Here is a 14,167-nt window from a genome sequence, read left to right as displayed (position 1 = left end):
GATGCTGGCGGCTATGCGGCGTGCGCGGCGGCGGCGAAAAGACGAAGCGGGCAGCGTCCCTGCCTGGGCGGTCGAGGTCCGCGGCACCGAGGAAGAGGTATTGCGGGCAGGTTTCGGCCGCGACGTCGACGCCGCGCTGACGCGCCCGCGCGACCTCCTCGGCGGACTGTTGCGACGACACGTGGACGATGGTCATGCGGGCGCCGGTCATCTCCGCCAGCGCCAGAGCCCTATGGGTCGCCTCGCGCTCCATGATCTCGCTGTGCGCCACGGCGTGATAGCGCATCTCGGTGCGGCCAAGCTCGATCAGCCGCTGCCGCGTGCGCCGAATGGCGGCATCGTTCTCGGCATGAACCATGACGATCCAGCCGAGCTTCCTCGCCGTATCGAGCACGGTGAAGAACAGGTCGTCGTCGACCGCGAAGCCCTGGTAGGTCATGAAAAGCTTGACCGAAGCAATGCCTTGCCCGGCCAATTGGCTAAGTTGTGCCTCAACGTTGGCGCCGGTCCCCATCGTCACCACCGCATGGAGGCCGTAGTCGATGATGGAACGGCCGGCCGCGCAGCCCATCGCCCGTTCGAGCGCATCCACCGTGGTCATATTTGGACCCGGCATGCCGAAGGGCACGATGCAGGTCGTACCGCCGAATGCGGCCGAGATGGAGCCCGATTCAAAATCGTCGGCGTTACCGGCCCCGCCCCAAACAGGCTGGTCGAGATGGCAGTGGGCATCGATGCCGCCAGGCATCACCCACAGGCCCGCGGCGTCAATGGTTTGCCCACCTTGCAGGCCTGAATCGATCGCGGCAATGCGGCCGTCATCGATGCCGACGTCGCAATCCCGCCAACCGTCATCCAAAGCGACCCTACCGCCTTTTACGACCAGCTGATGCGAGCGCCGCGCCATTCGTGCCGCTCACGCCGCTGTGCTGTTGCGGGTCACCGGGCAGGCAAGCACCGGTCAGGCCCTCAGCCGCTTGCCATCGGGATCGAAGGGCGGCCTGTCGAGCAACACGGCATTATGCGGCCGGCCGAGGATCGCGACGGTGACGGCATCGCCCGATTTCACCGAGCCGGCCTTCACATAGCCGAGCGCCAGCGACATGCCGACATGATAGCCGTAGGCGCCAGACGTGACCTGGCCGACCGGCGTGCCATCGGGAAGGAAGATCGGCTCGCCGCCGGTGGCGTCGGCATCCTTCGCCTCGATCGAGATCATGATCAGCTCGTCGCGGGCCGGCTGCGATGCCAGCGCGGCATAGGCGTCGCGGTTGAGGAAGTCGCCCTTATCCATCTTGATCAGGCGGTCGAACTTGACCTCCTGCGGCCAGTATTCGGGCGAGTATTCGCGGCCCCAGCTGCCATAGCCCTTCTCCACCCTGAGCGACATCAGCGCGCGCGAGCCGACCGGCCCGCCGCCTTCCTGACGCGCCGCGTCGAGCAGGGCGTTGTAAAGAGCGGTCTGGTCCTTCTCCTCGCAATAGAGCTCCCAGCCGAGATCGCCGGTGAAGGAGACGCGCAGCGCAATGACATCGAGGCCGGCAACGGTGATGCGGCGCGAGGCCATGAAGGGGAACGACGCCGTCGTCAAATCGTCATTTGTCAAGCGTTGCAGCACCGCGCGCGACTTCGGCCCGGCGACGTTGAAGCCGCACATGTTCTCGGTGAGCGAACGGAACGTCGTGCCCTCCGGCAAGGGCAGCATCTTGAAGAAACGCTGATGATAGCGCTCCGCCATGCCGGAGCCGAAGACGCGATACTCGTCCTCCGCCAGCTTGGTGACGGTGAAGTCGCCGGCGATGCCGCCGCGCCTGCCGATCAGCGGCGTCAGGCAGGATCGTCCGACCCGCGACGGAATCTTGTTGGCGAAAAGCGCGTTCAGCCAGGCCTCGGCGCCCGGCCCCTTCACCTCGTATTTGGCGAAGTTGGAGATGTCGATGATGCCGACATGGTCGCGCAGCATGCGCGCCTCGCGGCCGACGGGGTGCCACCAGTTCTGCCTGGTGAAGCCGATCGTCTCCTCGCGCGGCTCACCGTCGATCGAGAACCACAGCGGATGCTCCCAGCCGAAGTTCAGGCCGAACACCGCGCCGTTTTCCTTCTGCATGGAATAGGCCGGCCGTGTGCGCACAGGCCGGCCCGCAGCGCGCTCCTCGTTCGGGAAATGGATCTTGAAGCGGTGGCTGTACTGGTCCTGCACGCGCGCCTTGACGAATGCCTTGCCCGCCCAGTGGCCGAAGCGGGCGAGATCCCAGCCGAACATGTCGAGCGTCGGCTCGCCCTCGATCATCCACTCGGCCGCTAGGCGCCCGAGGCCGCCGGATTGCGAAAAGCCCGGAATGATGCCGGCGCAGCAGAAATAGTTGCGCAGCTCCGGAACCGGGCCGAACAGCGCGGCGCTGTCCGGCGACCAGATCATCGGTCCGTTGATCACCCTCTTGACGCCGGCTGCGCCGACCGCCGGCACGCGGGCGATGGCGCGCATCATGTTCTCCTCGATGCGTTCCAGATCGTCCGGGAACAGCTCGTGGCCGAAATCCTGGGGCGTGCCGTCCTCGGCCCAGAATTTCATCGCCCGCTCATAGGCGCCGATCAACAGGCCGAGGCCCTCCTGGCGCAGGTAATATTCGCCATCGCGGTCGGCGACCGAAGGCAGGCGCCGGCCCATCGAGGCGATCTCTGGGATGGTCTCGGTGACGAAATACTGGTGCTCGGTCGGGATGAGCGGCAGGGCCAATCCGGCCATGGCGCCGACCTCACGCGCCCACAGACCGGCGGCGTTCACCACCCATTGCGTGCGGACGTCGCCCTTGGTGGTGCGCACGATCCAGCTGCCGTCCGGCTGCTGCTCCGTTCCGGTCACCGCGGTGAAGCGGTGGATCTCGGCGCCGCGCTGGCGCGCGCCGGCCGCGTAGGCGGCCGTCACGCCCGAAGGATCGACATTGCCGCCTTCGGGTTCGTACATGATGCAGCGTATACCGTCGAAATCGACGAGCGGGTGCAGCCGCTCGGCCTCCAACCGGTCGACCTCGTAGAAGTTCATCTTGTAGCGGCGCGCCTTGGCTTCCTGCAGCCGGAGCTGATGTTCACGCGCCTCGGTCTGGGCGAGATAAAGCGATCCCGGCTGGAAAATGCCGCAGCCCTGACCGGTCTCCTTCTCGAGCTCCTTGTAGAGCGCCATGGTGTAATGCTGCAGGCGGCTGATATTGGTCGAGTCGTGCAAGCCGTGAATGTTGGCCGCAGCATGCCAGGTCGAGCCCGAGGTGAGCTCGTCGCGCTCGAACAGCACGACATCGCTCCAGCCGTGCTTGGTCAGATGATAGAGGATCGAGCATCCGATCAGGCCGCCGCCGATCACAACAGCCTGGGCATGGGTCCGCATTTACGTGTTCCTTGTGGCTGTGTGCCGGAGCCGGACGGCCGGGCGACGGGCCGGATAACAACAGGGGTTCGTGCTGGCTCTTGTGCCGACAACATGACCCCACTTTTTCGAACGCCGGCAATGTAGAAAGCTCGGGAAACGACTGTAAAGCCTGCTATTGGGGCTGGCTGCTGCTTTTCGGGGCAGTTAAGAGCAAAAAAAACGAGGTCATAGCCACATCAATCTTCGTTTGTAGGCATAGAGGCCGGGTGTAGCTTTTGGCGGGGAATTGAGCAGCCGCGACCAGCGGCGCCACCAATGGGAGCCACCCGCCATGGACCTGCATTCCGAGCGCGGAGACAGACCGGTCAGACCGGCATGCCTCTCGTCGTCCATGCGTCTTGACGGTCCGGCGGCGCGGTCGCGCCGCGGCCTTCAAAACCGGTTCCGCACCAGTCGAAAAGACAGCGCCGAAGCGCCCTGTCCGGCACGCGCATCGCGACAACTCGGAGGTTGAGACCTTGGACAAGACATCGCATCCCTATATTCCGACACTGCTCGATCAGCTTAACGAGGGCGAGATCAGCCGCAGGGACTTCTTGCGCAAGTCGACGCTGCTCGGGCTTTCGGCCGGCGCGGCCTATGCCATGGCCGGCATCATCGACCCGGCGACGCAAGCGCGTGCCGGCGACCTGCCGAAAGGCGGCAATTTGCGCATCGGCATGCGCTGCATGGAGATCAAGGATCCGCATCTGGCCGACTTCGCCGAAAAATCCAACGTCATCCGCCAGGTCTGCGAATATTTGACCTTTACCGACCGCAACAACATCACTCACCCCTATCTCTTGGAGAAGTGGGACGTCAGCGATGACCTGAAGACCTGGACGCTGCACATCCGCAAGGATGTGAAATGGCGTGACGGCAGGGCGCTTAATGCCGACGACGTGGTCTGGAACCTGAAGCGTGTCAGCGATCCCAAAGTCGGCTCCTCGGTGCTCGGCCTGTTCACCGGCTATCTCGTCGAGGAGTACGATACCGGCGAAAAGGACGACAAGGGCAATCCGAAGAAGTCGAGCCGGCTCTGGTCCGACAAGGCGATCGAGAAGGTCGACGACAGCACGGTGCGGCTGAACCTGTTCTCGCCGCAGATCGCGGTCGCCGAACATCTCTTCCACTATCCGATGTTCATCCTCGATCCGAAGGACAATGGCGCCTTCGGCCCGAGCGCCAACGGCACCGGTCCCTTCGAGATGGTCGAATACACGGTCGGCAAGGGCGCGAAGTACAAGGCGCGCGCCGATTATTGGGGCGGTGCCGCGCATCTCGACACGTTTGAATTCGTCGACCTCGGCGACAATCCCGGCGCCGGCATCGCGGCGATGGCGTCCAAGCAGGTCGATGGCCTGTCGGAAGCCGACGCGGTGCAGATCAATTCGATGAAGGCCTTCCCGCATGTCTCAGTCCACAAGGTCGAGACGACGCAGACCATCGTCATGCGCATGCATCCCGATGTCGAGCAGTTCAAGGACAAGCGCGTGCGCCAGGCCATGCGCCATGCGCTCGACCGCGACAAGATCATCCAGACCGTCCTGCTCGGCGCCGGCACGCCGGCCGAGGACCACCATGTGGCGCCGTCGCACCCCGAATATGCCGCGCTGCCCAAATGGCCGCGCGACGTCGAGAAGGCGAAGAAGCTGATGGCCGACGCCGGCCATGCCGACGGTTTCGAATTGGATTTGGTGACGCGGCCCGACCCGATCTGGGAGCTCAACACGACACAGGCGATGGCCGAACAGCTGAAGGACATCGGCATCAAGGCCAACATCAAGTCGCTGCCGAGCGCGCAGTACTGGGAAGTGTGGACCAGCGCGCCCTTCAGCCTGACCGCCTGGGGCCACCGCCCGCTCGCCATCATGACGCTCGGCCTCGCCTACCGCTCCAATGCCGCCTGGAATGAATCGCATTTCTCGAACGCCGAATTCGACAAGCTGCTGACCCAAGCCGAGGGCATCCTCGACCCGAAGGAGCGCAGCAAGGTGATGGAGAAGATCGAGCTGATCATGCAGGACGAGGGCCCGATCGTGCAGCCGTTCTGGCGCATCTTCTCGACCGTCATGGACAAGAAGGTGCAGGGCTTCGAACTGCATCCATCACAGTACATCTTCGCCAAGGATTATGCGGTCGCCTCCGCCTGACCACGCTGCGCCCGGCCGGCGACGAGACGGCCGGGCGTTCCTTTCCACTCGCACCCAGAACGGAAACGTCCGGCTGATGGCAATATTCGTGGCGAAACGGCTGGCGATGATGCTGCTCACCATGGTCGCGGCGTCGTTTCTGGTATTCGCCGTCTGCGAGTTCACCCCGGGCAGCGTCGCGCGCAAATCGCTCGGGCCGTTCGCGACGCAAGAGCAGGTCGATTTCCTGACCAAGAAGCTGAGGGCCGACGATCCGCTGCTGGTACGCTACGGGCGCTGGGCGGGCGTGCTGCTCGGCATCATTCCGGATCCGCTCCAGGACCCGAGCACCGGGCTCAATTTCAAGGACCCGCGCGGCGCGCAGTATTTCGGCAATTTCGGCTATTCGACACTGAACAAGCTGCCCGTCAACGACGTCATCTGGAACCGGCTCGGCAACACGGCGATCCTGGCCGGGCTGGCCTTCCTGCTGATCGTGCCGCTGTCGATCGTCTTCGGCATCTTGTCCGGCCTGAAGGAAGGCGGCGTGCTCGACCGGCTCCTGTCGGTGATCTGCATCACCTTCACCTCGATCCCGGAATTCGCGTCGGGCGTGTTTCTGGTCACCCTATTCGTCATTCTCTGGCCGGTGCTGCCGGGCACCAGCCCGCTCGATACAGAGGGCGGCTGGTCCGTTCCCTCGCAGCTCGTACTGCCGGTGGCGGTGCTCGTCATCTATGATTTCGGCTATGTCGCGCGCATGATCCGCGTGTCCATGATCGGGGTGATGGAAAAGCCCTTCATCCGCACCGCGGTGCTGAAGGGAATGAGCACACGCCAGGTCGTCATCGGCCATGCCCTGCGAAACGCGATGATCGCCCCGTTCACGGTGCTGCTCCTGCAGATCAACTTCCTGATCAGCGGCGTGGTGGTGACCGAACTCGTCTTCGCCTATCCCGGCTTCGGTCGGCTGCTGCTCGATGCCAGCCTATTCGGCGACATCGCGACCATCGAGGCGGCCACGCTGATCACCGTCGCCATCGCGGTCACGACGCAATTCGTCGGCGATCTCGGTTACATGCTGCTCGATCCACGCATAAGATTGCGATGAGCGCACTGGTCGAGCAGAGAGCGATGGAGGCGACAGCCGTCAAGGCAACGGGCAGGGCACGCCTCAAATGGGCGCGCATCCTGCGCTCGCCTACCGCACTGGTCGGGCTGTTCCTGGTCGGCTTCTGGGTGCTTGCGGCGATCCTCGCACCGGTGCTGCCGCTCTATTCTCCGACCGAGCAGGATGTCATGGCGCTAGCCGACCCGACGCCATCGGCGGCGCATTGGCTCGGCGTCGACATTCTCGGCCGCGATGAGCTGTCTCGCCTGATCTTCGGCGCCCGCACCGTGCTGGTCGTCGCGCCGCTTTCGGTCGCGGTCGCCATGATCGTCGGCATCACGCTCGGCATGATCGCCGGCTATTACGGCGGCTGGATCGATGCCGTGATCAGCCGCCTTTCCGACATCATCCTCGCCTTCCCGGTGCTGGTCCTCTACGTCATCCTGATCGCCAATATCGGGCCATCGATAATCAACATCGTCATCGCCACGACGATCGCCTCGGCGCCAGGAATCGGGCGAATAACGCGCGGGCTGGTACTCGGCCTGAAGGAGCAGGAATACATCGCCGCCGCAAGGCTGCGCGCCGAAAGTACTTTATACATCATGCTTGTCGAGCTGTTGCCCAACTGCCGCGGCATGCTGATCGTCGATGCCTGTCTGCGCATCGGCTACACAATCATCACCATCGGCATTCTCGGCTTCCTTGGCCTTGGCCTGCCGCCGCCCAACCCGGACTGGGGCGGCATGGTCAAGGAAAGCACGACGGTGCTCAACGTCTGGCCGTTGATGTCGGTGCTGCCCTCAATCGCCATCGTCAGCCTGGTTCTGGGTTTCAACCTGTTGGCCGACGGCCTGCGGGAGGCCTGGAAGCCATGACGATGGTCGCCGAGCCGATTTCGACGCAAGGCGAGCGTGCGTCCGAGACGCCGCTCCTCGCTGTCCGAGATCTGCGCATCGAGTTTCGCGGGAAGGCCGAGACGATCGTTGCGGTGCCGAAGCTGTCTTTCGAGGTGAAGCCCGGCGAAAGCTTCGGGCTGGTCGGCGAATCCGGCTGCGGCAAGAGCACCACGGCGATGGCGATCATGGGCTATCTCGGTGCGACAGGCGTCGTCGCCGGCGGCAGCATCCGCTTCGAAGGCGAGGAACTGGTCAACGCACCGGCGCATAAGCTTCGCGCCATACGCGGGCGGCGCATCGCCATGGTCTACCAGGACCCGATGAGCGCGCTCAATCCGGTCAAAACGATCGGCGCGCAGCTTGCCGAGGTGCCGATGCTTCATCTCGGCGCAAGTAGCGTCGAGGCGCTCGACATGGCAGCCGCCATGCTGAAGGACGTGCGCCTGCCCGATGCCGGCGACATGCTGAAGCGCTATCCGCACCAGCTTTCGGGCGGCCAGCAGCAGCGCGTCGTCATCGCCATGGCGCTGCTCGGGCGGCCGTCGCTGCTCCTGCTCGACGAGCCGACCACCGGTCTCGACGTGACGGTGGAGTCGGCGGTGATCGATCTGATCGGCGAGCTGCGCCGTCGCTATGGAACCAGCCTGCTGTTCATCTCGCACAATCTCGGTCTGATCGCCGAAAGCTGCGACCGGGTCGGCATCATGTATTCCGGCGAGCTGGTAGAGGAGGCGCCGACGCACGAGCTGTTCGGCCGGCCACGCCATCCCTACACGCAAGGGCTGATCGACTGCGTTCCCGATATCGGGCAGGGCAAGCACAGCCGCACGCTTGCCGCCATTCCGGGCAATATCCCGCTGCCGTCGGAGCGGCCGCGCGGCTGCCTGTTTGGTCCGCGCTGCGCCGGTTTCCGCGCCGGCCTGTGCGACCGGGCTGGCATGACGTTGGAACCGGTCGGCGAGCGGCATGTTGTGCGCTGCGTGCGCTGGCCCGAACTCGAGGTGGCTCATCGGGAGCTTCCGCCGCTATCCGGCGAGAGTGCGGCACCGGCAGCCGAGATCACTTTCTCCGACATCACCAAGTTCTATCACCTCGGTTACCACAAGACGCTGAAGGCCAATGAGGCCGTATCCTTCGAGGCCGGCAAGGCCGAGATCGTCGCGCTGGTCGGCGAATCCGGCTGCGGCAAGTCGACCCTGGCGCGTATCGTCACCGGCCTCGACCGCGCCACTTCGGGCGAAATCCGCATGGCTGGCGAAAACATCGCCGCGATCGAAGCGAGCGCGCGGCCGAAGCCCCTGCTGCAATCGATCCAGATGGTGTTCCAGAATCCGGATTCGACGCTCAATCCGTCGCACAGCGCCGGCTTCTCGATCCGTCGCTCGCTGAAGAAGTTCGGCATCCGCAAGGGCAAGGCGGCCATCGACCAGCGCATGCGCGAGCTGCTGGAGATGGTCCGGCTTTCGCCGGACTTCGCCGCCCGCCGGCCGAGCCAGTTGTCCGGCGGGCAGAAGCAGCGCATCGCCATCGCCCGCGCCTTCGCCTCCGATCCGTCGCTGATCGTCGCCGACGAGCCTGTGTCGGCGCTGGATGTCTCCGTGCAGGCGGCCGTGGTGACGCTGCTGCTCGACATCCAGAAGACCCGGCATGCGACGATGCTGTTCATCAGCCATGACCTGGCGCTGGTGCGCCACGTCGCCGACAAGGTCGTGGTGATGTATCTCGGCAAGGTGATGGAAAAAGGCACCGTCGAGGAGATCTTCGGCGGTGCAACCCATCCGTACACCGAGGCGCTGATCTCGGCGATCCGCAGCACCAAACCGGAAGGGGCAGAGCGCAACCGCATCACGCTGACCGGCGACACGCCGAGCCCCGTCGATGTCCCGCGCGGCTGCCGCTTTGCCAGCCGCTGCCATCGCAAGCTGGGTTCGATCTGCGACAGGGAACCGCCACCGATCCGCAGGATGTCCGCCACGCACGAGATCGCCTGCCACATTCCGGCGGAAGCGCTGGAGAGTCCCAGGCATCCGGACGAGGCGAGCGACCGTTCATGACGAGGCCAGCTTCACTGGGCCGCCTCTGGCGTCAGGCCGAACGGTCGCGCGCCATCCTGTCGATCATGGCGCGCATCTGCCTGGCCGGCACCGGCAGCGCCATGCTGACCACCGCGGTCTCGCTGGCATTGAGCGCGCCGGGAATCGACCCCTCCGAAGTGCAATTGGTGCTGACCGCTTACCCGGTCGGATTTCTCATCGGCTGCCTCGTCGCGCGTCCGCTGGTGTCGCGCGTCGGCCATGAGCGCGCCTTCTTCGCCATAACCGTGCTTGCAAGCCTCGCCGCCGCGGGGTTCGCGCTCACCGATTTCATGCCGGCATGGCTCTGCTTCCGACTGCTCGGCGGCCTTGCCATGGCGGCGATGTTCGTTGTCTGCGAAAGCTGGATCAACCTCTATGCCGACCAGCACAATCGCGGCAGGCTGTTTTCCATCTACATGCTGACGACGGCGGTCGCGGTGCTGTTCGGACAGCTGCTGCTGGAGATGGTCGGCGCGCATTCCCCGCATTTGTTCGCCGTCAGCGCGGCGACGGTGCTCTTGTCGGCGCTTGCACGGTTTGTCTCCAGGCCTTGGCCTGCCCTGCCCGCCGAGCAAACCGAGCCGTCCCTGGCCGATATCCCGGCGCATGACGAACGCTACGGCGTCATCCAGTTGCTGCGTCTCGCTCCGGTAACGGTGGTCAGCATCTTCCAGGCAGGCATCACCAACATGAACATCTTCGTGCTGACGCCAATCTACGGCGCCAAGATCGGACTGTCCGCCGCCGCCACTGTCGGCCTGGTGACGACCGTCGGCATTGCCGGCATGCTGGCGCAGACGCCTATCGGATGGCTGTCCGACCGGTTCGACAGGCGCATCATGCTGCTTGTCCAGGGACTGCTTTCCGTGTCGCTATGCGCCTCTATCGCCTGGCTGGGCAGCGGACCGCTGCCGCTGCTCTTCCTGCTGTTCTTCCTCTATGGAGCAACCGCGCTCACGGTGTATCCCGTGGCCATCGCCTTCGCCAATTCGCGCATGCACAGCCGGCACATGGTGGCGGCTTCGGGCACGCTGCTTCTGCTCTATTCGATCGGCAACATCCTGACGCCGGGTCTCGCCGCGGGACTGATGGAGCGTACCGCGCCGCAGGCCATGCTGTTCGTGCTCGGCACCGGCGGCATTCTGGTGGCGGTTGCGGCTTGCATCAATCTGCGGCGGCGCCCGGTCAGTGTCGCGGTTGCGCAGCCGTGCGGAGGCGAGCCGTGAACAGCGCCTTTGCCCACCGTCTTGATGGCAAGTTCGTTATGATCACCGGCGCCGCGAGCGGCATCGGCGCGGCGATCGCGCGCCGCTGCGCCGACGAGGGAGCCCGCGTCGCCTGCGCGGATCGGGACACGGCAGCGACGAAGGCGCTTGCCGCCAGCCTTGGGCCAGGTGCTCTGGCTATCGACTGTAATGTCACCGATCAGGACTCGGTCCAAGATGCTGTCGACGCGACAGCTCAAGCATTCGGCCGGCTGGACGGTCTAGTCCACAACGCCGCGGCTCCCTCGACCGACGGCACCGTCGCCGACCTTGCAGTGGACAAGTGGCGGCTGGAACTCGACGTCAGCCTGACCGGCGCGTTCCTGATCTCCAAATTCGCCGTGCCGCTGATGGCATCGAGCGGCGGCGGGTCGATCGTCTTCATCGGCTCGCAATTCGCGCGCGTCGCCGTCGGCAAGGCGGTGGCCTATTGCGCGGCGAAGGCGGGGCTTGTGCATCTGGCGAAGGCCATGGCCGTCGACCATGCGGATCAGAACATCCGGGTGAACAGCCTGTCACCGGGAGCGGTCGCGACCGCGCGCCTGCTGCAGCGCTGGCCCAGTCTGGAGGCGGCCGACAAGGGTCTAGGGCCTGCGCATCTGCTCGGACGAATTGCCGAGCCCGAAGAGATCGCAGCCGCCTGCGCCTTTCTGCTTTCGTCCGACGCTTCCTTCGTCACCGGCACCGACCTCCTGGTGGATGGCGGCTATGCGGTGCGTTGAATCCATTTCCAGCATAGGAGGCTTCAAGACATGACCCTTCTCGTCACAGGCGGCACCGGCTTCGTCATGAGTGTGGTGGCGCGTGCTTGGCTGGACCGCGACCCTGCCGCGCGCGCCGTCATCCTGGATCGCGCCGGCCTCGACGCCGCGGCCGAAAGGCATTTCGCTCCGGTGCGCGACCGGCTCAAAGTGATCAGCGCGGATATCCTCGACCCGGCGGGGTGGTCCGCCGCACTCGACAACGAGCACATCACCGCGATCGTACATGGCGCGACGATCACACCGATTTCGCGCGGCAGCGCCTCGGAGGCCAAGCGCCAGCCGGAGGCCGAGGACCCGGCTCGCATCGTCGATGTCAATCTCATGGGCACAGTGCGCATGCTCGAATGGGCACGCGCGCAGGCCAACGTGAAGCGCTTCATCTATGTCAGCTCGGGAGCCATCTATCGACACAATGGCCCCGACTGGAGCGGCGAGCCGCTGCCGGAGGACGGCTACGTCGCGCCGTTGACGCTTTACGGCATCTCCAAATTCGCCTCCGAGATGGTGACCAACCGCTATGCCGACCTGTTCGGCCTGTCGGCGGTTTCGGTCCGGCTTGCTTCCGTCTACGGCCCGATGGATCGCGCGACCGAGAGCCGCAACTTCCGCCATGTCCCCAACCGTGTTGCGCACATGGCCCTGGCCGGCGAAACGATCCGGCCGAACAGTCTGGAGCCGGTGGGCGACTATCTTGCCTCGACCGATGTCGCTGCCGCGATCCTCGCGCTGCTCGATGCGCCGCGCCTCAATTACCGCCACTACAATATCGGCTCCGGCTCCAGCCAGACCATCGGCGAGATCATCGCCTGGGCAAAGGAGCGCGTTCCGGCGCTGAAGGTTGAGGTGACGCCCGGAGAAGACGCCAATATCGTACAGGACGTGTCGCTGAAAGGCGGCATGTGGGGCGCCTACGACATCGCGAGGATCATGCGTGATACGGCATGGCGGCCGCGCCCGGGCAAGCAGGCGTTTCACGCCTATATGGACTGGATTTCGGCCAACGAGACGAAGTGAGAGGGATTGCCATGACAAGCGCTGCCTCACAACCGGTCCAGCCGCGCGACTTCGTCGGCTATGGACCGAACCCGCCCTATGTCACCTGGCCGGACGGCGCGAAAGTCGCGATCAATCTCGTGCTGAACTACGAGGAAGGGTCGGAGTACAACTGGCTGGATGACGGCCGCAACGACAATTGGGGCGAGTACAACAACCCCGGCCTTTCACCGCATCGCGACCTCGGCACCGAAACGCATTTCGAATATGGCAGCCGCGCCGGCGTCTGGCGGCTGGCTCGGCTGTTCGACCGCTACGATGTGCCGATCACGGTGTCGGCTTGCGCGGTGGCGCTGGAAAAGAATCCCGCCGTCGCCGAGTGGATGAATGCGCGCGGCCACGACCTGCTCGGTCACGGGCTGCGCTGGACCGATTATCCCGGCATGCCGCGCGAGGAAGAGGAGCGGCAGTTGCACGAAGCGATCGCGCTTTACGAGAAGGTGCTTGGCCGGCGGCCGCTCGGCTGGAACTGCCGCTCGTTTCCAAGCGTCAACACCCGCGACCTGCTGGTGCGCGAGGGCGGCTTTCTCTACCACTCCGATCCCTGCAACGACGAGCTGCCCTATTTCGTCGACCATGGCGAGGAGAAAATCCTGGTCGTGCCCTATTCCAAGACGCTCAACGACAGCCGCTTCCTCATCGCGCCGGGTTACAGCAATCCACGCGACTTTGCCGAGGATTGCCGCTCGGCCATCGACTACATGCTGTGGGAGGCAGAAGAGACGGGCGGACGGATGCTCAATATCTGCGTGCACGCGCGCTGGATGGGCCAGCCGAACCGGGCGTCCGGCCTGCGCGAGGTGATCGAGCACGTGCAAAAGACGCCGGGAGCGATCTTCATGCGGCGCGCAGACATCGCGCGGTACTGGCTGGACAATCACCGGACGTTTGCCAGCAAGCGTGCTGGCTGAACAGCGGAATGTTCGAAACCCTCATCAGCGGCGCGACGATCGTCAACGCAGATGGCGAAGCCCGCCGCGACATTGCCATCAACGCCGGCAGGATCGCGGCCCTGATCCAGCCAGGAGACGCGGCCGAAGCACGGAAGGTGATCGACGCAAGCGGCTGTATGCTGCTGCCCGGTCTCGTCGATGCGCACGCGCATCTGCGCGAACCGGGACTGACCCACAAGGAAGACTTCTCGTCGGGCACGCATGCGGCTGCGCTCGGCGGCGTGACGACGGTGCTCGACATGCCGACCGACGAGCCCTGGACGGCGACGGCAGACCAGCTTGCCAAGAAGATGTCGATGGCCGAAGGCGAGCTCAACGTCGATGTCGGCTTCCAGGTTGTTGTCAGCGAGAGGCTGGACAGTTTCGAAAGGCTCGCGGCGCTTGCCCCAGTGTCGTTCGAGCTTTTCACCGCGGATGTCCCAGAGCCGTTTGTTTTTCCGACGGTGGACACCGTTCTTCACGCGCTCAAGCGGATAAGCTCGCTCAAGACGATCGTCGGCATCTCGCCCGGC

Annotated in this window: 11 protein-coding genes; 9 read left to right on the top strand and 2 right to left on the bottom strand. The window is 64.8% G+C overall.

Annotation, left to right across the window (positions count from 1 at the left end; translation table 11 throughout):
* Positions 1–907 (bottom strand): amidohydrolase family protein (locus EOA32_RS21870; RefSeq protein WP_145971332.1); only part of this gene is annotated, 907 nt, incomplete at its 3' end.
* Positions 908–961: 54 nt separating this feature from the next.
* The gene (locus EOA32_RS21865; protein WP_128372866.1) at positions 962–3,382 is read right to left on the bottom strand and encodes an FAD-dependent oxidoreductase; all 2,421 of its coding nucleotides are present in this window, start codon (positions 3,380–3,382) and stop codon (positions 962–964) included.
* Between the two features lie 500 nt (positions 3,383–3,882).
* Between EOA32_RS21865 and EOA32_RS21860 the strand changes: the two genes are divergently transcribed.
* From EOA32_RS21860 to EOA32_RS21820, 9 genes are all read left to right on the top strand, one after another.
* Entirely contained in the window at positions 3,883–5,556 is a 1,674-nt protein-coding gene (locus EOA32_RS21860; RefSeq protein WP_066989416.1) for an ABC transporter substrate-binding protein, read from the top strand.
* Positions 5,557–5,632: 76 nt separating this feature from the next.
* Positions 5,633–6,646, top strand: a complete 1,014-nt coding sequence (locus EOA32_RS21855) for an ABC transporter permease (RefSeq protein WP_066989127.1) — start codon at positions 5,633–5,635, stop codon at positions 6,644–6,646.
* Entirely contained in the window at positions 6,643–7,524 is an 882-nt protein-coding gene (locus EOA32_RS21850; protein ID WP_245299494.1) for an ABC transporter permease, read from the top strand. The genes EOA32_RS21855 and EOA32_RS21850 overlap by 4 nt, the downstream gene beginning before the upstream one ends.
* Positions 7,521–9,599, top strand: coding sequence for an ABC transporter ATP-binding protein (locus EOA32_RS21845; RefSeq protein ID WP_128372865.1), 2,079 nt, complete (start codon positions 7,521–7,523; stop codon positions 9,597–9,599). The genes EOA32_RS21850 and EOA32_RS21845 overlap by 4 nt, the downstream gene beginning before the upstream one ends.
* The gene (locus EOA32_RS21840; RefSeq protein WP_128372864.1) at positions 9,596–10,846 is read left to right on the top strand and encodes an MFS transporter; all 1,251 of its coding nucleotides are present in this window, start codon (positions 9,596–9,598) and stop codon (positions 10,844–10,846) included. Before EOA32_RS21845 ends, EOA32_RS21840 begins: the two co-directional genes overlap by 4 nt.
* Positions 10,843–11,607 (top strand): SDR family oxidoreductase, encoded by a 765-nt coding sequence (locus EOA32_RS21835; RefSeq protein WP_245499352.1) that lies wholly within the window; start codon positions 10,843–10,845, stop codon positions 11,605–11,607. Before EOA32_RS21840 ends, EOA32_RS21835 begins: the two co-directional genes overlap by 4 nt.
* Before the next feature lie 30 nt (positions 11,608–11,637).
* Positions 11,638–12,663 (top strand): NAD(P)-dependent oxidoreductase, encoded by a 1,026-nt coding sequence (locus EOA32_RS21830; RefSeq protein WP_095830543.1) that lies wholly within the window; start codon positions 11,638–11,640, stop codon positions 12,661–12,663.
* 11 nt (positions 12,664–12,674) lie between these two features.
* Entirely contained in the window at positions 12,675–13,613 is a 939-nt protein-coding gene (locus tag EOA32_RS21825; RefSeq protein WP_128372863.1) for a polysaccharide deacetylase family protein, read from the top strand.
* An 8-nt stretch (positions 13,614–13,621) separates the two neighbouring features.
* Positions 13,622–14,167 (top strand): amidohydrolase family protein (locus tag EOA32_RS21820; protein WP_145971331.1); only part of this gene is annotated, 546 nt, incomplete at its 3' end.

It is taken from the genome of Mesorhizobium sp. M1A.F.Ca.ET.072.01.1.1 (genome assembly GCF_004023325.1).
Taxonomy (GTDB): Bacteria; Pseudomonadota; Alphaproteobacteria; order Rhizobiales; family Rhizobiaceae; genus Mesorhizobium.
Note: the sequence above shows the minus strand (reverse complement) of the source record. Positions and strands in the feature narration are given on the sequence as shown.

What these genes read in the sequence shown, in the direction of transcription:
- EOA32_RS21865 (WP_128372866.1), bottom strand. Translation starts at nt 3,382, where the DNA reads ATGCGGACCCATGCCCAGGCTGTTGTGATCGGCGGCGGCCTGATCGGA.
- EOA32_RS21855 (WP_066989127.1), top strand. Translation starts at nt 5,633, where the DNA reads ATGGCAATATTCGTGGCGAAACGGCTGGCGATGATGCTGCTCACCATG.
- EOA32_RS21850 (WP_245299494.1), top strand. Translation starts at nt 6,643, where the DNA reads ATGAGCGCACTGGTCGAGCAGAGAGCGATGGAGGCGACAGCCGTCAAG.
- EOA32_RS21845 (WP_128372865.1), top strand. Translation starts at nt 7,521, where the DNA reads ATGACGATGGTCGCCGAGCCGATTTCGACGCAAGGCGAGCGTGCGTCC.
- EOA32_RS21840 (WP_128372864.1), top strand. Translation starts at nt 9,596, where the DNA reads ATGACGAGGCCAGCTTCACTGGGCCGCCTCTGGCGTCAGGCCGAACGG.
- EOA32_RS21830 (WP_095830543.1), top strand. Translation starts at nt 11,638, where the DNA reads ATGACCCTTCTCGTCACAGGCGGCACCGGCTTCGTCATGAGTGTGGTG.
- EOA32_RS21825 (WP_128372863.1), top strand. Translation starts at nt 12,675, where the DNA reads ATGACAAGCGCTGCCTCACAACCGGTCCAGCCGCGCGACTTCGTCGGC.